Here is a 17212-nt window from a genome sequence, read left to right on the forward strand (position 1 = left end):
TGGGGCCGGTGCGCCGAGGCGGAGGGTGACGCCGGTGACACCCTTGAGGGGCTATCGGCAAGGGGTCATAGGCACATGACCCCATCCGAGGAGTGGAATCGGTGCGGCGGGGTCGCGGCCCGGTTCCCCGGCGGGGATAGGGTGGCGGCCGTGGTGACACGGATTCCGGTGGCGGGTGACCGTCCATATGACGTGGTCGTGGGCCGAGGGCTGGCGGACGAGCTGCCCGCGATGATCGAGGGCGCGGCCCGGGTGGCGGTGCTGCACCCGCCGACGCTGCGTGAGCGGGCCGAGGCCGTGGCCAAGGCGGCCGGTGTCGAGACGGTCGTCCCGATCGAGGTGCCGGACGCCGAGCGCGGCAAGTCCGTCGAGGTCGCCGCCCGGTGCTGGGACGAGCTCGGGGCCGCGGGCTTCACCCGTACGGATGTGGTGGTGGGTGTCGGTGGGGGAGCGACCACCGACCTGGCCGGCTATGTCGCCGCGGCCTGGTTGCGCGGGGTCCGCTGGGTGCCGGTGTCGACGTCGGTGGCCGGCATGGTCGATGCCGCCGTCGGCGGTAAGACGGCGGTGAACATCGCGGCCGGCAAGAACCTGGTCGGCGCCTTCCACCCGCCCGCCGGTGTGCTCTGCGACCTGGACGCGCTGGACACGCTGCCCGCCGAGGACATTGCGGCGGGCCTGGCCGAGGTGGTCAAGGGTGGTTTCATCGCCGACCCGCGGATCCTCGAGCTGATCGAGGCGGACCCGGCCGCCGCCCTGGACCCGCGCGGCGACGTGCTCCGGGAGCTGGTCGAGCGCAAGATCAGGGTGAAGGCGCACGTGGTCGGCGTGGATCTCAAGGAGTCCGGGCTGCGGGAGATCCTCAACTACGGCCACACGCTGGGGCACGCCATCGAGCGCCGCGAGGGGTACACCTGGAAGCACGGGCACGCGATCGCGGTGGGCCTGGTCTTCGCGGCCGAGCTGGGGCGGCTCACCGGGCGGCTGGACGACGCCACGGCGGACCGGCACCGGGCGGTCCTGGAGAGTCTGGGGCTGCCCACGGCGTACCCCGGAGGGGCCTGGCCCGAGCTGTTGCCCGCGATGCGCGTCGACAAGAAGGCGCGGGCCGCGACCTTGCGTTTCGTGGTTCTGGACGGCCTGGCGAAGCCGGGCATCCTGGCCGGGCCGGACGAGGGCCTGCTGGAGCGCGCCTACGCGGCGGTGGCCCGATGATCTACGTGCTGAACGGGCCGAACCTGGGCCGGCTGGGCCTGCGGGAGCCGGGGGTCTACGGCTCGGCCACCTACAAGGACCTGGTCGAGATGTGCCAGACCGTCGCCGAGGACCTGGGCCTGGAGGTCGAGGTGCGGCAGACCAACGCCGAGCACGAGATGCTGGAGTGGCTCTACCAGGCCGCTGACGAGGGCGCCGACGTGGTGCTCAACCCGGGCGCCTGGACGCACTACAACTACGCGGTCCGGGACGCCTGCGCGATGCTGCGCGGCAAGCTGGTCGAGGTGCACATCTCCAACATCCACAAGCGTGAGGAGTTCCGGCACCATTCGGTGATCTCGGCCGTGGCGACCGGTGTGATCGCCGGACTCGGGTTCGACGGATATCGGCTTGCTCTGGAGCACATCGCACGGTAGGCCCGATTCGCTCCGGGCCGGTTCACGCCGGTAGAGTGGTTCGGTCACCGATACGTATCAAGATCATTTACGTGTCAAGATTTCAGCTCCGGATTAAAAAGGCAGGACATGGCTTCCACCAACGACCTGAAGAACGGCCTGGTGCTCAACCTCGACGGCGAGCTGTGGGCCGTCGTCGAATTCCAGCACGTCAAGCCGGGCAAGGGTCCGGCCTTCGTGCGGACCACGCTGAAGCACGTGCTCTCCGGCAAGGTGGTGGACAAGACCTTCAACGCCGGCACCAAGGTCGAGACCGCGACCGTGGACAAGCGCACCATGCAGTACCTGTACCAGGACGGTGAGGACTTCGTCTTCATGGACCTGGACACCTACGACCAGATCCACGTGTCCGGCGGCACGGTCGGCGAGAACGCGAACTACCTGCTCCCCGAGGCCGAGGCCACGGTGGCGCTGCACGAGGGCGTGCCGCTCTACATCGAGCTGCCGACCAGCGTGTTCCTCGAGGTCACCTACACCGAGCCGGGCCTCCAGGGCGACCGCTCGACCGGCGGCACCAAGCCGGCGACCGTCGAGACCGGCGCGACCGTCAACGTCCCGCTCTTCATCACCACCGGTGAGAAGATCAAGGTCGACACCCGCGACGGCCGCTACCTCGGCCGCAGCTGATGGCCGAAGGTCCCAAGAAGGAACGGCTCGCGCGTCGCAAGGCCCGCAAGCGAGCGCTGGACGTCCTTTTCGAGGCCGACCTGCGTGACCTGCCGCCGAGCCAGGTGCTGCTCACCTACCTGGACCGGATCGCCAAGCCGCACCCCGAGCACCTGGAGTACTCGAAAACGCTCATCGACGGTGTGGCGAAGCATCTCGACCGGATCGACGAGCTGATCGCCAGTTACGCCGAGGGGTGGACGATCGACCGGATGCCGACGGTCGACCGCAACCTCGCCCGGATCGCGGTCTACGAGCTGCTCTACGAGGCCGACGTCGACGACCCGGTGGCGATCACCGAGGCGGTCGAGCTGGCCAAGGAGATGTCCACCGACGACAGCCCCCGTTTCCTCAACGGGCTGCTGGACCGGATCGCGGCTTTCGCCACCCGCTGATTCTCTGGAACGGCCCGGATCATGTGATCCGGGCCGTTTCTTCATGTCCGGGGGTACGCGCGACGCACCCGCCGAGTTCAAAAGACGCAAAAGCCCGCGCCGGGGGGACGCGGGCCTTACGGGGGGCGCTACTGGGTGTTGCTGATTTTGTTCAGTGTCAGCTGGCGAAGAAGGCACGCGGGTCGGCCACCAGGACACCCTGCTCGGTCAGGCGCTCGATGAGGCCGGACGGCGAGATGTCGTAGACGATGGCGAGCGCGCGCAGGTCGTCGGCGCGGATGGAGAGCACGCGGCCGTTGTAGTCGCCGCGCTGCTGCTGGATCGCCCGGGCGTACCGCGCCACGTAGGCGAGGTCCTCGCCGGTGGTGTCGTACAGCTTCTCGAGGTCCAGGACGATCTTGTTGGTCGCCTCCAGGCGGATGCCACTGCCGTCGGGCAGCAGCTCGGAGACGGGAACACGGTAGAAGTCGGCGAGTTCGGCAAGGCGCGACACGGTCACCGCGCGGTCGCCACGCTCGTACGAGCCCACAACGACGGCCTTCCAGCGGCCGTTGGACTTCTCTTCGACACCCTGCAGGGACAGGCCCTGCTGCTGGCGGATGGAGCGCAGACGAGCGCCCAGCGACTTCGCGTACTCAGACGGCATTAGGACACTCCCGGTACTGTGCTGGCCCGGAGGGTTCTTTCCTCACGGATCGCTACGCTGCGTGACGGTACGGAGTTTGCGACCGCCGGTCAAGTGTTGGTTACCGATGAGTCGCGCGGGCCGCACCAAAGTAACCGGCTGTATCCCTAGACGACGGGATTTGTCCGATCTGCTCCAGTCAGGCACGTCACCATAATGCATGCGGCGTCCACTGGTAACGTAGCGTCAGCCATCAGGTTCCGGTCCTCCGGGTCCTGTACCGACATCCTTTAACGACCCGTCCCGTGAGGCGGGGAAGGAGGTCCGCCGTGGCGCAGCCACGCGCAGACGCGCCCAGCAAGATCATCTTGGCGGGGTCCGACCTGCACCGGGTCGTCGACCGCATCGCCCATCAGATCCTCGAGAAGACCTCGGGCGCCACCGGCACCGTCCTGCTCGGCATCCCGACCCGGGGCGTCCCGCTGGCGCACCGGCTCGCCGCCCGGATTCACGCCTTCGAGGGCGTCGAGATCCCGGTGGGCTCCCTCGACATCACGCTCTACCGCGACGATCTGCGCCTCAACGCCACCCGCGCGCTCGGCAAGACCGAGCTGCCGGCCGGTGGCATCGACGGCCTGCGGGTCATCCTGGTCGACGACGTGCTCTTCTCCGGCCGTTCGGTGCGGGCCGCCCTGGACGCCCTCAAGGACCTCGGCCGGCCCAGCTCGGTGCAGCTCGCGGTCCTGGTCGACCGCGGTCACCGCCAGCTGCCGATCCGCGCCGACTACGTGGGCAAGAACATCCCGACCGCGCTCAGCGAGAGCGTCAAGGTGACACTGACCGAGATCGACGGCGCCGACGAGGTCAAGCTGATCGGAGGCCTCAAGTGATCAAGCACCTGCGCTCGGCCGGCGACCTGGACGCGGCCACCGCGACCCTGATCCTGGACACCGCGGCCGAGATGGCGGCCCTGTCCGGCCGCGAGGTCAAGAAGCTGCCCGCGCTGCGCGGGCGGACCGTGGTCAACCTGTTCTACGAGGACTCCACCCGCACCCGGATCTCCTTCGAGGCGGCCGCCAAGCGGCTCTCCGCGGACGTCATCAACTTCTCCGCCAAGGGCTCCAGCGTCTCCAAGGGCGAGAGCCTCAAGGACACCGCGCTCACCCTCCAGGCGATGGGCGCGGACGCGGTGGTGATCCGGCACTCGGCCAGCGGCGCCCCGCACCGCCTGTCGAACTGGGTGGACGGCTCGGTGGTCAACGCCGGCGACGGCACCCACGAGCACCCCACCCAGGCGCTGCTGGACGCGTACACCATGCGGTCCCGCCTGGGCCGGCTGGACGGCCTCAAGGTCGCCGTCGTGGGCGACGTGCTGCACAGCCGGGTGGCGCGTTCCAACGTCCTGCTGCTCAGCACCCTGGGCGCCGAGGTCACCCTGGTCGGCCCCCCGACCCTGATCCCCCTGGACGTCGTGGCCGCCCTCTCCAAAACCACCAAGGTCTCGTACGACCTGGACAGCGTCCTTCCCGACTCGGACGTCGTGATGATGCTGCGGGTGCAGACCGAGCGGATGCAGGATTCGTTCTTCCCCTCCGCCCGGGAGTACAGCCGCCGTTACGGCCTCGATGTCACCCGAATGAGGAAGCTGCCGGAACACGCGATCGTCATGCACCCCGGTCCGATGAACCGGGGCATGGAGATCGCGCCCGAGGTGGCCGACTCACCCCGCTCCACCATCGTCGAACAGGTCGCCAACGGCGTCAGCGTCCGGATGGCCGTCCTCTACCTGCTGCTGGGAGGCAAGTGATGGCGTACCTGATCAAGGGCGTCTCGATCCTCGGTGCTGAGCCGACCGACCTGTACATCTCCGACGGTGTGATCTCAGCTCCGGTCGAGGGCGCCGAGGTGATCGACGCGACCGGCCTGGTCGCGCTGCCCGGCCTGGTGGACGTGCATACCCACCTGCGCGAGCCCGGCCGGGAGGACGCGGAGACCGTCGAGACCGGCTCCCGTGCCGCCGCCCTGGGCGGCTACACCGCGGTCTGCGCGATGGCGAACACGTCGCCGGTCGCCGACACCGCCGGTGTGGTCGAGCAGGTGTGGCGCCTGGGCCGGGAGGCCGGCCTGGTCGACGTGCAGCCGATCGGCGCCGTCACGGTCGGCCTGGCCGGCAAGCAGATGGCCGAGCTCGGCGCGATGGCCACCTCCGCGGCCAACGTGCGGATCTTCTCCGACGACGGGTTCTGCGTCGCCGACCCCAAGCTGATGCGCCGCGCCCTGGAGTACGTGAAGGCGTTCGACGGCGTGATCGCCCAGCACGCCGAGGAGCCCCGGCTCACCGAGGGCGCGCAGATGCACGAGGGCGAGGTCAGCACCCGGCTCGGCCTCACCGGCTGGCCGGCCGTCGCCGAGGAGGCGATCATCGCCCGCGACGTGCTGCTCGCCGAGCACGTCGGCAGCCGCCTGCACGTCTGCCACGTCTCCACGGCCGGTTCGGTCGAGGTGCTGCGCCAGGCCAAGGCCCGGGGCATCCGGGTGACGGCCGAGGTCACCCCGCACCACCTGCTGCTCACCGACGAGCTCGCGGCGGGTTACGACCCGGTCTTCAAGGTCAACCCCCCGTTGCGTACGCGGACCGACGTCGAAGCCCTGCGCCAGGCGCTGCTGGACGGCGTGATCGACGTGGTGGCCACCGACCACGCGCCGCACGCCGTGCAGGACAAGGAGTGCGAGTGGGCGCACGCCCGGCCCGGCATGCTGGGGCTGGAGACCGCGCTGCCGATCGTGCTGAGCGTCTTCGGCCCCCGGTGGGACCTGATCGCCGACCGCATGTCGATCGCGCCGGCCCGGATCGCGGGCCTGGAGGGGCACGGCGGTGACCTGACGCAGGCCGGCACCCCGGCCAACCTGACGCTGGTGGACCCGGCGGCCCAGCGGATCGTGGACCCGGCCGAACTGGCCAGCCGCAGCCGCAACACGCCGTACGCCGGTATGACCCTGCCCGGTCGCATCGTCGCGACCTTCCTGCGGGGCGAGGCCACGGTTCTCGATGGGAAGGCAGTCAAGTGAGCAAGGCGATCCTCGTCCTGGAGGACGGTAGGACGTTCCACGGCACCGCGTACGGCGCCGTGGGGGAGACGTTCGGCGAGGCGGTGTTCACCACCGGCATGACCGGGTACCAGGAGACGCTGACCGACCCGTCGTTCCACAAGCAGGTCGTGGTGCAGACCGCGCCGCAGATCGGGAACACCGGGGTCAACGACGAGGACGACGAGTCCGACCGCATCTGGGTCTCCGGCTACGTGGTCCGCGACCCGGCCCGCCGCCCGTCCAACTGGCGCTCCACCGGCGACCTGGGCGAGCGCCTCGCCGCCGAGGGCGTGGTCGGGATCAGCGGCGTGGACACCCGCGCCCTCACCCGCCACCTGCGCTCACTGGGAGCGATGCGGGTCGGCGTGTCGAGCGTCGACCTGGACCCGCGGTCGCTGCTGGCGAAGGTGCGCAATCAGCCGCAGATGCTCGGGGCCGACCTCTCCGCGCAGGTCACCACCGGCGAGCGCTACACCGTCAAGGCCGAGGGCGAGCACCGCTACACGGTCGCCGCTCTCGACCTGGGCATCAAGCGCAACGTCTCGCGCCGCCTGGCCGCGCGGGGCGTCACCACCCACATCTTCCCGGCCTCGTCCTCGATCGAGGACCTGCTGGCGGTCGGCCCCGACGCGGTGTTCTTCTCGCCCGGCCCGGGTGACCCGGCCACCGCCGACGGCCCGGTCGCGCTGGCCCGCGAAGTGATGCGCCGCGAGGTTCCGCTGTTCGGCATCTGCTTCGGCAGCCAGATCCTCGGCCGCGCGCTCGGCTTCGGCACCTACAAGCTGGGGTACGGGCACCGAGGCATCAACCAGCCGGTGCTCGACAAGACCACCGGCAAGGTCGAGGTGACCAGCCACAACCACGGGTTCGCCGTGGACGCCCCGATCGGGCAGCGCATCGACACCGAGTTCGGCGGCGTCGAGGTCTCGCACGTCTGCCTGAACGACAACGTGGTCGAGGGCCTGCGGGGCCTGGAGGTCCCCGCCTTCACCGTCCAGTACCACCCCGAGGCCGCCGCCGGCCCGCACGACGCGGACTACCTCTTCGATCGGTTCGTCGAGCTCGTGGAAAAGAAGGGCTGAGCAAGTGCCGAAGCGTGAAGATCTCAAGCACGTCATGGTGATCGGGTCCGGCCCGATCGTCATCGGCCAGGCCTGCGAATTCGACTACTCCGGCACCCAGGCCTGCCAGGTGCTCCAGTCCGAGGGCATCCGCGTCTCGCTGGTCAACTCCAACCCGGCCACGATCATGACCGACCCGGAGTTCGCCGACGCCACCTACGTCGAGCCGATCACGCCCGAGTTCGTCGAACTGGTCATCGCCAAGGAGCGCCCGGACGCGATCCTGCCGACCCTGGGCGGCCAGACCGCGCTGAACACCGCGATCGCCCTGCACGAGAGCGGCGTGCTGGAGAAGTACGGCGTGGAGCTGATCGGCGCCAACGTCGACGCCATCCGCAAGGGCGAGGACCGGCAGCTCTTCAAGGACATCGTGGCGCTCGCGGGCGGCGAGACGCCCCGGTCGCGGGTCTGCCACTCCATCGAGGAGGTTCGGGAGACCGTCGCGGAGATCGGCCTGCCGGTCGTCATCCGGCCGTCGTTCACCATGGGCGGACTGGGCTCCGGCATGGCGCACACCGCCGAGGACCTGGAACGGATCGCCGGCGCCGGCCTGGCCGCGTCCCCGGTGACCGAGGTGCTCATCGAGGAGAGCGTGCTCGGCTGGAAGGAGTACGAGCTCGAGCTGATGCGCGACAAGCACGACAACGTCGTGGTCGTCTGCTCGATCGAGAACATCGACCCGATGGGCGTGCACACCGGCGACAGTGTGACAGTGGCCCCGGCCATGACGCTCACCGACCGCGAGTACCAGAAGATGCGCGACCTGGGCATCGCCGTCCTGCGTGAGGTCGGCGTGGACACCGGCGGCTGCAACATCCAGTTCGCGATCAACCCGGACGACGGCCGGATGATCGTCATCGAGATGAACCCGCGGGTGTCCCGGTCCTCGGCGCTGGCGTCGAAGGCCACCGGCTTCCCGATCGCCAAGATCGCGGCGAAGCTGGCCATCGGCTACACCCTCGACGAGATCCCGAACGACATCACGCTCAAGACCCCGGCCGCCTTCGAGCCGGCCCTGGACTACGTGGTCGTCAAGATCCCGCGGTTCGCGTTCGAGAAGTTCCCGGGCGCGGACCGGGAGCTCACCACCACGATGAAGTCGGTCGGCGAGGCGATGAGCCTGGGCCGCAACTTCGCCGAGGCGCTCAACAAGGCCATGCGCTCGATGGAGACCAAGGCCGCCGGTTTCTGGACGGCTCCCTCCTTCGACGACCTCGGCGAGGCGCTGGAGGCCCTGCGCACCCCGCATGACGGCCGGCTCTACACGGTCGAGGCGGCGCTGCGGCTCGGCGCCACGGTCGAGCAGGTGCACGAGGCGTCCGGCCGGATCGACCCGTGGTTCCTCGACGAGATCAAGGCCCTGGTCGACCTGCGCGCCGAGATCCTGGCCGCCCCGGTCCTCGACGAGGACCTGCTGCGCCGGGCCAAGCGGGCCGGGCTCTCCGACCGGCAGCTCGCCGGGCTGCGGCCGGAGCTGGCCGGCGAGGACGGCGTCCGGGCCCTGCGGCACCGGCTCGGCCTGCGCCCGGTCTACAAGACCGTGGACACCTGCGCCGCCGAGTTCCAGGCGAACACCCCGTACCACTACTCGTCGTACGACGAGGAGACCGAGGTGGAGCCGAGCGACCGGCCCAAGGTGATCATCCTGGGCTCGGGTCCGAACCGGATCGGCCAGGGCATCGAGTTCGACTACTCGTGCGTGCACGCGGTGCAGGCGCTCCGTGGGGTCGATTTCGAGACCGTCATGGTCAACTGCAACCCGGAGACCGTGTCGACCGACTACGACACCGCCGACCGGCTCTACTTCGAGCCGCTCACCTTCGAGGACGTCCTCGAGGTGTTCCACGCCGAGGACAGCTCCGGTAGGGCGGCCGGCGGCCCCGGCGTGGTCGGCGTGATCGTGCAGCTCGGCGGGCAGACCCCGCTCGGCCTGGCCGACCGGCTCAAGGCCGCGGGCGTCCCGATCGTCGGCACCAGCCCCGAGTCGATCGACCTGGCCGAGGACCGTGGCCTGTTCGGCGCGCTGCTCAACGACAACGGGCTGCGCTCGCCCGACCACGGCACCGCCACCAGCTTCGGCGAGGCCAAGGCGATCGCCGACACGATCGGCTACCCGGTCCTGGTCCGCCCGTCGTACGTGCTGGGCGGCCGGGGCATGGAGATCGTCTACGACGAGCCCACCCTGAAGGGCTACATCGAGCGGGCCACCGAGATCTCGCCCGACCACCCGGTGCTGGTCGACCGGTTCCTCGACGACGCCATCGAGATCGACGTGGACGCGCTCTGCGACGCCACCGGCGAGGTCTACCTGGGCGGCGTCATGGAGCACATCGAGGAGGCCGGCATCCACTCCGGTGACTCGGCCTGCTCGCTGCCGCCGATCACCCTGGCCGCCTCGCACATCGCCGAGGTCCGCCGCTACACCGAGGCGCTGGCCCGGGGCATCGGCGTACGCGGCCTGATGAACGTGCAGTACGCGCTCAAGGACGAGACCCTCTACGTCCTGGAGGCCAACCCGCGCGCCTCGCGGACCGTGCCGTTCGTCTCCAAGGCGACCGCGGTGCCGCTGGCCAAGGCGGCCGCCCGGATCATGCTGGGCGCCACCATCGCCGAGCTGCGTGCCGAGGGCATGCTGCTGCCCGAGGGCGACGGCGGGACCGTGCCGGTGAACGCGCCGATCGCGATCAAGGAGGCGGTGCTGCCGTTCAAGCGGTTCCGCACGCTGGCCGGCAACAACGTGGACAGCCTGCTCAGCCCGGAGATGAAGTCGACCGGCGAGGTGATGGGCATCGACGCCGGCTTCGGCCAGGCGTTCGCCAAGTCGCAGGCCGCGGCGTACGGTTCGCTGCCGACCAGCGGCAAGGTCTTCGTCTCTGTGGCCAACCGGGACAAGCGGTCGATGATCTTCCCGGTCAAGCGGCTCGCCGACCTGGGCTTCACCATCGTCACCACGTCCGGCACCGGCGAGGTGCTGCGGCGCTACGGCATCGAGTGCGAGGTCGTCCCGAAGCACTACGAGGACCCGGGCCGGCGCAACGCCGTCGACCTGATCCTGGCCGGCGAGATCGCGCTGATCATCAACACCCCGCAGGGCTCCGGCGCCGGCGCCCGCCTCGACGGGTACGAGATCCGCAGCGCCGCGGTCACCGCGGACGTGCCCAGCATCACCACCGTGCCCGGCGCGGCCGCCGCGGTGATGGGCATCGAGGCGCTGCGGGCCGGTGACATGAAGGTCCGGCCGCTCCAGGAGCTGCACAAGCTGCTCAGGGGCGGCGAGTAATGGGTCTCTTCACGAACGTCGCCCGGCCGGCACTGTTCCGGCTGGGCGGCGGCGACGCCGAACACGCCCACGAGTGGACGCTGAACCGGCTCGCCTCGCTGCCGGCCCCGGCCCTGACCGCGATGCGCCGCTGGTACGGGTTCTCGAACCCGGTCGAGGTGTTCGGCGTCCGCTTCCCGAACCGGGTGGGCCTGGCCGCCGGCATGGACAAGAACGGCATCGCCCTGCCCGCGTGGCCGGCGCTCGGCTTCGGGTTCGTCGAGGTCGGCACGGTCACCGCGAAACCGCAGCCGGGCAACGACAAGCCGCGGCTGTTCCGGGCCAAGGAGTCCGAGGGCATCGTCAACCGGATGGGCTTCAACAACGCCGGCGCGGCCGCCCTGGCCGACCGCCTGGCCGCGCTGGGCCCGCTCGACGTGCCGCTGGGCATCTCGCTCGGCAAGTCGAAGGTGACGCCGCTTTCGGAGGCGGTCGAGGACTACCTGACCTCGTACCGTCTGCTGCACCCGTACGCCGACTACATCGCGGTCAACGTCTCCTCGCCGAACACGCCCGGCCTGCGCAACCTCCAGGACTCCGACGCGATCGCGGCGCTGCTCAAGGCTCTGGCCGGGCCGGTGCCGGTGCTCGTCAAGATCGCGCCGGACCTGACCGAGCCGGCCATCGCCGAGCTGCTCGAGGTCTGCCTCGACCACGGCGCGGCCGGGATCATCGCGACCAACACCACCCTGTCCCGCGACGGGCTGGCCGCCTCCGACGGGCACCTGGCGAGCGAGGCGGGCGGGCTCTCCGGCGCCCCGCTGACCGCCCGGGCCCGTGAGGTGGTCCGGTTCGTGCACACCGAGAGCGGCGGCCGGCTGCCGATCATCGGGGTGGGCGGGATCATGTCGGCCGACGACGCGTCCCGCATGTTCGACGCCGGCGCCGCGCTGGTGCAGCTCTACTCGGGGTTCATCTACAAGGGCCCGGATCTGGTCCTGTCGGTCGCCCGGGGCGCCCGCCCGTCGCGGACCGCCGTCGCGTGACGAGCCCGGCCGAGCGCGACCTGATGGCGCTCGACCGGGCGCACGTCTGGCACCCGTACGGGCCGATGCCCGGCCGGAGCGAGCCCTACCTGGTGGAGAGCGCCGAGGGCGTCCGGCTGCGGCTCGCCGACGGCCGGGAGCTGATCGACGGGATGTCGTCCTGGTGGGCGGCGATCCACGGCTACCGGCACCCGGCTCTCGACGCGGCGCTGGCTGACCAGGCCGGGCGGATGAGCCACGTGATGTTCGGCGGCCTCACCCACGAGCCGGCCGTGCGCCTCGCCGCCGAGCTGGTCGAGCTCACCCCGGCCGGCCTGGAGCACGTGTTCCTCTGCGACTCCGGCTCGATCGCCGTCGAGGTCGCGATCAAGATGGCGTTGCAGGCGCAGCGGGCGCTGGGCCGGCCCGGCCGGCAGCGCCTGGCGACCTGGCGGGGCGGCTATCACGGCGACACCTTCCATCCGATGAGCGTCTGCGACCCGGTCGGCGGCATGCACTCGCTCTGGACCGGGGTGCTGCCCCGGCAGATCTTCGCGGGCCCGCCTCCCGCGGAGTGGGACGAGGGCTACGCCACCGAGCTGACCGACATGATCGGGCGGCACGCCGGCGAGATCGCCGCGGTGATCGTCGAGCCGGTGGTGCAGGGCGCGGGCGGGATGCGGTTCCACCATCCGGAGTACCTGCGGGTGCTGCGCGAGGCCACGGCCGCGCACGGGATCTTCCTGATCTTCGACGAGATCGCCACCGGGTTCGGCCGGACCGGGCGGTTCTTCGGGGCCGACCACGCCGGGGTGAGCCCGGACATCATGTGCCTGGGCAAGGCGCTCACCGGTGGGTACCTGACCCTGGCGGCGACGCTGTGCACCGGCGCGGTGGCGGAGGCGATCTCGGCGGGCGAGGGCGGCGGGCTGGCGCACGGCCCGACCTTCATGGGCAACCCGCTGGCCTGTGCGGTCGCCGGAGCGTCCCTGAGCCTCCTGCGCGCGGGCGGGTGGGCGGAGCGCGTACCGATGATCGAAAAAGCCCTCACGGACGGCCTGGAGCCGCTTCGCGGGGCGCGCGGGGTCGCGGACGTGCGTGTCCTGGGCGCGATCGGCGTCGTCCAGCTCGACCACGACGTGGACGTGGCGAAGGCGACCGCGGCGGCGGTCGCCGAGGGCGTCTGGTTGCGCCCGTTCCGGGACCTGATCTACACCATGCCGCCGTTCGTTACCGGCGACGCCGACGTGGCCCGCATCGCCGCGGGGATCGCGTCCGCGGCGACGGCCGGCTGACACAGAAGAGGGAAAAACTATGGAGACCTTCGGCGAACGACTGCATCGGGCGGTCGCGGAGCGTGGTCCGCTCTGCGTCGGCATCGATCCGCACGCCTCTCTGCTGGCCCGCTGGGGCCTCTCGGACGACATCGCCGGCCTGGAACGCTTCGCCCGTACGGTGGTCGACGCGCTGGCCGATCGGGTGGCTGTTCTGAAACCACAGTCCGCGTTTTTTGAGAGATTTGGGTCACGTGGCGTCGCTGTTCTTGAGTCAACTATCCGACAGTCCCGAGAGGCCGGGGCTCTTGTTCTCCTGGACGTGAAGCGGGGCGACATCGGCTCGACGATGGCCGCGTACGCCGACGCCTACCTGAATCCAGCGAGTACTCTCTGTTCCGACGCGATTACTGTGAGTCCCTATCTTGGAGTGGGCTCTCTCCAGCCGGCGTTCGACCTGGCGGCCGCTCACGGAGGTGGTGTCTTCGTTCTGGCGCTGACCTCGAACCCCGAGGGCCCGGCCGTCCAGCACGCCGTCGCGGGCGGTGGGAAAACCGTCGCGCAAACGGTCATCGACGAGATTTCCCAGGTCAACGCGGGTGTGAAGCCGCTCGGCAGTCTCGGCCTCGTGGTCGGCGCGACGATCGGCGACACCGGCCACGACCTCTCGAAGGTCAACGGTCCGCTGCTCGCGCCGGGCCTGGGAGCGCAGGGCGGAACGCCCGATGACCTGCGCGCGGTCTTCGGCGAAAGCCTGCACAACGTGTTGCCGTCGTACTCACGCGAGGTTCTCTCCGCGGGTCCGGAGATCGCCGGATTGCGGGCCGCGACGGACCGCGTTCTGGCCGGCGTGCGCGCCGCGCTCGGGTGAAACGGCCTGCTTACCAGGCTCCGGAAGAGCTTGGCCCGGGGTACCCCCACGTTGCCGAAACCGTGTTTGACCGCTAGTTTTCCCGGCGCCGGGAACCAATGCCCCTTTGGTTCCATGGCACACCACGTTTCACAGAAGCGCCGGTATTGAACTACCGCCGCGTAAGGGACCTGAGGAGAACTGGTGCCGCTCCCGTCACTGAGCCCCGAGCAGCGCGCTGCCGCGCTGGAGAAGGCCGCGGAAGTTCGCAAGGCTCGGGCCGAGCTGAAGGAACAGCTCAAGTCCGGCAAGACCACCCTCGCCGCCGTGCTCGACCGCGCGGAGGGCGATGAGGTCGTCGGCAAGCTGAAGGTCTCGGCCGTGCTTCAGGCGCTGCCGGGCATCGGCAAGATCCGCGCGACCCAGATCATGGAGAAGCTGAAGATCGCTGAGAGCCGCCGGCTCCGGGGTCTCGGCGACCAGCAGCGCAAGGCCCTCCTGGGGGAGTTCGCTGCGAACTGACTCACCGGCTCGTGTAGGAATGAGCCGTGAGCATGGATGACGACGCGCAGCCGGCAGCCCGCCTCACTGTCCTTTCCGGCCCCTCCGGGGTCGGGAAGGACAGTGTGATCGAGCTGATCCGGCTGCGCTCGCCGTGGATCAGACTCTCGGTGTCGGTGACAACACGCAAGAAACGCGACTACGAGACCGACGGCGAGCACTACCACTTTGTGACCAGGTCCGAGTTCCAGCGTCTGATCGACGGCGATCAGCTCCTGGAGTGGGCGGAATTCGCGGGCAACCTGTACGGAACCCCCCGCGCGCAGGTCGAGGGCTGGCTCCAGCAGGGCCGGCCCGTTTTGCTGAAGATCGACCTCCAGGGCGCCCGTCAGGTGCGAGCCGCGATGCCGGAGGCCCGCCTGGTCTTCCTCGCCCCACCGAGTGTCGAGGAGCTCCAGCGCCGCCTGATCGGCCGGGGCACCGACGACGAGGAGACGATCAAGCGCCGTCTCGCGCACGCCGACGACGAGTTGGCCGCCGAAGCCGAGTTCGACGTCACCGTGGTCAACGACTTCGTCGAGAGGGCCGCGGATGAGCTGGTAGGATTGCTCGGTTCGTCATACCTGACGCCGGCCACACCAGCTCACGAGCATTAAGGATCTTCCAACGTGGGAACCATCGCGAACCCCGAAGGCATCACCAATCCCCCCATCGATGAGCTGCTCGACAAGACCTCGTCGAAGTACTCGCTGGTGATCTTCGCGGCCAAGCGCGCCCGCCAGGTCAACGCCTACTACAGCCAGCTGGGTGAGGGTCTGCTCGAGTACGTCGGCCCCCTGGTCGAGACCACCCCGCAGGAGAAGCCGCTCTCCATCGCGATGCGGGAGATCAACGCGGGGCTGCTGACGGCCGAGGCGACCGACCAGCCCTGATCGTCTAGTTCATCTGGTCCCGCGTCCGGAGTCTCCGGGTGCGGGACCGCTTGCTGTCCGAGGGGGCACGGTGACCGAGATCGTCCTGGGGGTCGGCGGGGGCATCGCCGCCTACAAGGCCTGTGAGCTGCTCCGGCTGTTCACCGAGTCCGGTCACGGCGTGCGGGTGGTGCCGACCGATTCGGCGCTCAGGTTCGTCGGCGAGCCGACCTGGTCGGCGCTCTCCGGGCGGCCGGTCGCCACCGGGGTGTGGGACGACGTCCACGAGGTGCCGCACGTGCGCATCGGCCGGGCCGCCGAGCTGGTCGTGGTCGCTCCGGCCACCGCCGACCTGATGGCCAAGGCGGCGCACGGCATCGCCGACGACCTGCTCACCAACACCCTGCTCACGGCCACCTGCCCGGTCGTCTACGCGCCGGCCATGCACACCGAGATGTGGGAGAACCCGGCCACCCGCGCCAACGTGGCGACCCTGCGGGAGCGCGGCGCCGTGGTGATCGAGCCCGCGGTCGGCCGGCTCACCGGTAAGGACACCGGCAAGGGGCGGCTGCCGGAGCCGTCGTCGATCTTCGAGATCGCTCTACGCGTACTCCGCCGGGGTGTTGATCTTGATCTTGCCGGACGCCACGTGGTGGTCACCGCCGGAGGGACCCGCGAGCCGCTCGACCCGGTCCGGTTCCTGGGCAACCGGTCCTCGGGCAAGCAGGGGTACGCGCTGGCCCGCGTAGCGGTGGCGCGCGGCGCGAGGGTGACGCTCATCTCAGCCAACGTCGCGTTACCGGAGCCCGCCGGTGCCGATCTCATTCGTGTGGGGACCACCGAGGAGTTACGCAAGGCGACGGTCGAGGCCGCCGGCTCCGCCGACGTCGTGGTCATGGCCGCGGCTCCGGCCGACTTCCGCCCGGCCTCGGTCGCCGAGCAGAAGATCAAGAAAACAGACGCGGGTACGCCGGATGCCATCCATCTCGTGACGAACCCGGACATAGCCGCTGAACTGGGCGCCAACAAGCTGCCCGGCCAGGTGCTCGTCGTCTTCGCGGCGGAGACCCAGAATGCTCTGGAGAACGCCCGCGGCAAGCTGGCCCGCAAGCGCGCCGACCTGATCGTCGTCAATGAAGTGGGCGTCGACCGGGTCTTCGGTCAGGACCGCAACACCGTCACCCTGCTGGGGGCGGACGGTTTCACCGCCACTCACGGGGAACTACTGAAAGACGATGTGGCCGATATGATTTTCGATCAAGTCGCCACCCGTTGGAAGCCCAGGTCCACCGACGCTCGGCGGCCCTGACTACACTTCCGCGTTACGTTGTATTCGACAAATCTGAGGAGCACCGTGGCACGCCGCCTGTTCACCTCCGAGTCGGTCACGGAAGGCCACCCGGACAAGATCGCTGACCAGATCAGCGACGGGATTCTCGACGCCCTGCTCGCGCAGGATCCGCGTAGCCGTGTCGCGGTGGAGACCCTGATCACCACCGGCCAGGTGCACGTGGCGGGTGAGGTCACCACGCAGGCCTACGCCGACATCCCCAAGATCGTGCGCGACACCATCCTGAACATCGGCTACGACTCGTCGAAGAAGGGTTTCGACGGCGCCTCCTGCGGCGTGAGCGTGTCGATCGGCTCGCAGTCGCCGGACATCGCGCAGGGCGTGGACAGCGCCATCGAGCTGCGTGAGGGCGACTCCGACCACATCCTGGACTCGCAGGGCGCCGGCGACCAGGGCATGATGTTCGGGTTCGCCTGTTCGGAGACGCCCGAGCTGATGCCGCTGCCGATCGCGCTGGCGCACCGTCTGGCCCGG

18 protein-coding genes are annotated in these 17212 nt (G+C 69.9%); 17 read left to right on the forward strand and 1 reads right to left on the reverse strand.

Annotated elements, in window-relative coordinates; translation table 11 throughout:
* Positions 1-75 precede the first annotated feature (75 nt).
* The 4 genes from aroB to nusB all read left to right on the forward strand — a co-directional run bounded on the left by aroB (position 76) and on the right by nusB (position 2731).
* The gene (aroB, locus tag IEZ13_RS41680) at positions 76-1215 is read left to right on the forward strand and encodes a 3-dehydroquinate synthase (RefSeq protein WP_372441824.1); all 1140 of its coding nucleotides are present in this window, start codon (positions 76-78) and stop codon (positions 1213-1215) included.
* Entirely contained in the window at positions 1212-1631 is a 420-nt protein-coding gene (gene aroQ / locus IEZ13_RS41685; protein ID WP_183215234.1) for a type II 3-dehydroquinate dehydratase, read from the forward strand. The genes aroB and aroQ overlap by 4 nt, the downstream gene beginning before the upstream one ends.
* 108 nt (positions 1632-1739) lie before the next feature.
* Positions 1740-2297, forward strand: a complete 558-nt coding sequence (gene efp, locus IEZ13_RS41690) for an elongation factor P (protein ID WP_183215233.1) — start codon at positions 1740-1742, stop codon at positions 2295-2297.
* Positions 2297-2731 carry a transcription antitermination factor NusB gene (gene nusB, locus IEZ13_RS41695; RefSeq protein ID WP_183215231.1) on the forward strand — a complete coding sequence of 145 codons (435 nt, stop codon included), beginning with the start codon at positions 2297-2299 and terminating at the stop codon, positions 2729-2731. The genes efp and nusB overlap by 1 nt, the downstream gene beginning before the upstream one ends.
* Positions 2732-2888: 157 nt before the next feature.
* On the opposite strand, the gene bldD is transcribed toward nusB, so the two are convergent.
* Positions 2889-3377, reverse strand: a complete 489-nt coding sequence (gene bldD / locus IEZ13_RS41700) for a transcriptional regulator BldD (RefSeq protein WP_014446326.1) — start codon at positions 3375-3377, stop codon at positions 2889-2891.
* A 284-nt stretch (positions 3378-3661) separates the two neighbouring features.
* Between bldD and pyrR the strand changes: the two genes are divergently transcribed.
* The 13 genes from pyrR to IEZ13_RS41765 form a co-directional block, all read left to right on the forward strand.
* Positions 3662-4246 carry a bifunctional pyr operon transcriptional regulator/uracil phosphoribosyltransferase PyrR gene (pyrR, locus tag IEZ13_RS41705; protein WP_372441825.1) on the forward strand — a complete coding sequence of 195 codons (585 nt, stop codon included), beginning with the start codon at positions 3662-3664 and terminating at the stop codon, positions 4244-4246.
* Positions 4243-5163 (forward strand): aspartate carbamoyltransferase catalytic subunit, encoded by a 921-nt coding sequence (locus IEZ13_RS41710; protein ID WP_183215227.1) that lies wholly within the window; start codon positions 4243-4245, stop codon positions 5161-5163. The genes pyrR and IEZ13_RS41710 overlap by 4 nt, the downstream gene beginning before the upstream one ends.
* Entirely contained in the window at positions 5160-6425 is a 1266-nt protein-coding gene (locus IEZ13_RS41715; RefSeq protein ID WP_183215225.1) for a dihydroorotase, read from the forward strand. Before IEZ13_RS41710 ends, IEZ13_RS41715 begins: the two co-directional genes overlap by 4 nt.
* A complete protein-coding gene (carA, locus tag IEZ13_RS41720; RefSeq protein WP_183215222.1) occupies positions 6422-7528 on the forward strand; it encodes a glutamine-hydrolyzing carbamoyl-phosphate synthase small subunit in 1107 nt (368 codons plus the stop codon). The genes IEZ13_RS41715 and carA overlap by 4 nt, the downstream gene beginning before the upstream one ends.
* A 4-nt stretch (positions 7529-7532) precedes the next feature.
* Complete coding sequence (carB, locus tag IEZ13_RS41725; protein WP_183215215.1) at positions 7533-10847, forward strand: carbamoyl-phosphate synthase large subunit; 3315 nt, start codon at positions 7533-7535, stop codon at positions 10845-10847.
* The gene (locus IEZ13_RS41730; RefSeq protein ID WP_183215207.1) at positions 10847-11872 is read left to right on the forward strand and encodes a quinone-dependent dihydroorotate dehydrogenase; all 1026 of its coding nucleotides are present in this window, start codon (positions 10847-10849) and stop codon (positions 11870-11872) included. Before carB ends, IEZ13_RS41730 begins: the two co-directional genes overlap by 1 nt.
* Positions 11873-11895: 23 nt before the next feature.
* The gene (locus tag IEZ13_RS41735; protein WP_221244941.1) at positions 11896-13146 is read left to right on the forward strand and encodes an adenosylmethionine--8-amino-7-oxononanoate transaminase; all 1251 of its coding nucleotides are present in this window, start codon (positions 11896-11898) and stop codon (positions 13144-13146) included.
* Between the two features lie 19 nt (positions 13147-13165).
* Positions 13166-13996, forward strand: a complete 831-nt coding sequence (gene pyrF / locus IEZ13_RS41740; RefSeq protein ID WP_183215204.1) for an orotidine-5'-phosphate decarboxylase — start codon at positions 13166-13168, stop codon at positions 13994-13996.
* A gap of 183 nt (positions 13997-14179) precedes the next feature.
* Positions 14180-14497 carry an integration host factor, actinobacterial type gene (gene mihF, locus IEZ13_RS41745; RefSeq protein ID WP_067705076.1) on the forward strand — a complete coding sequence of 106 codons (318 nt, stop codon included), beginning with the start codon at positions 14180-14182 and terminating at the stop codon, positions 14495-14497.
* Positions 14498-14529: 32 nt separating this feature from the next.
* Positions 14530-15132 (forward strand): guanylate kinase, encoded by a 603-nt coding sequence (gmk, locus tag IEZ13_RS41750; RefSeq protein WP_183217099.1) that lies wholly within the window; start codon positions 14530-14532, stop codon positions 15130-15132.
* A gap of 12 nt (positions 15133-15144) precedes the next feature.
* Positions 15145-15408 (forward strand): DNA-directed RNA polymerase subunit omega, encoded by a 264-nt coding sequence (gene rpoZ / locus IEZ13_RS41755; protein WP_071807772.1) that lies wholly within the window; start codon positions 15145-15147, stop codon positions 15406-15408.
* A gap of 70 nt (positions 15409-15478) precedes the next feature.
* Entirely contained in the window at positions 15479-16696 is a 1218-nt protein-coding gene (gene coaBC / locus IEZ13_RS41760) for a bifunctional phosphopantothenoylcysteine decarboxylase/phosphopantothenate--cysteine ligase CoaBC (RefSeq protein WP_183215202.1), read from the forward strand.
* 45 nt (positions 16697-16741) lie between these two features.
* The coding region (locus IEZ13_RS41765; RefSeq protein ID WP_306421560.1) for an S-adenosylmethionine synthetase N-terminal domain-containing protein at positions 16742-17212 on the forward strand (471 nt) is incomplete at its 3' end.

Source organism: Actinoplanes campanulatus, assembly GCF_014647795.1.
Taxonomy (GTDB): Bacteria; Actinomycetota; Actinomycetes; order Mycobacteriales; family Micromonosporaceae; genus Actinoplanes; species Actinoplanes campanulatus.

Bases quoted from the DNA above. Each gene is read 5' to 3' on its own strand.
- IEZ13_RS41735 (WP_221244941.1), top strand. From the start codon at position 11,896: ATGGCGCTCGACCGGGCGCACGTCTGGCACCCGTACGGGCCGATGCCC.
- IEZ13_RS41730 (WP_183215207.1), top strand. From the start codon at position 10,847: ATGGGTCTCTTCACGAACGTCGCCCGGCCGGCACTGTTCCGGCTGGGC.
- bldD (WP_014446326.1), bottom strand. From the start codon at position 3,377: ATGCCGTCTGAGTACGCGAAGTCGCTGGGCGCTCGTCTGCGCTCCATC.
- aroQ (WP_183215234.1), top strand. From the start codon at position 1,212: ATGATCTACGTGCTGAACGGGCCGAACCTGGGCCGGCTGGGCCTGCGG.
- efp (WP_183215233.1), top strand. From the start codon at position 1,740: ATGGCTTCCACCAACGACCTGAAGAACGGCCTGGTGCTCAACCTCGAC.
- nusB (WP_183215231.1), top strand. From the start codon at position 2,297: ATGGCCGAAGGTCCCAAGAAGGAACGGCTCGCGCGTCGCAAGGCCCGC.
- gmk (WP_183217099.1), top strand. From the start codon at position 14,530: ATGGATGACGACGCGCAGCCGGCAGCCCGCCTCACTGTCCTTTCCGGC.
- aroB (WP_372441824.1), top strand. From the start codon at position 76: ATGACCCCATCCGAGGAGTGGAATCGGTGCGGCGGGGTCGCGGCCCGG.
- pyrF (WP_183215204.1), top strand. From the start codon at position 13,166: ATGGAGACCTTCGGCGAACGACTGCATCGGGCGGTCGCGGAGCGTGGT.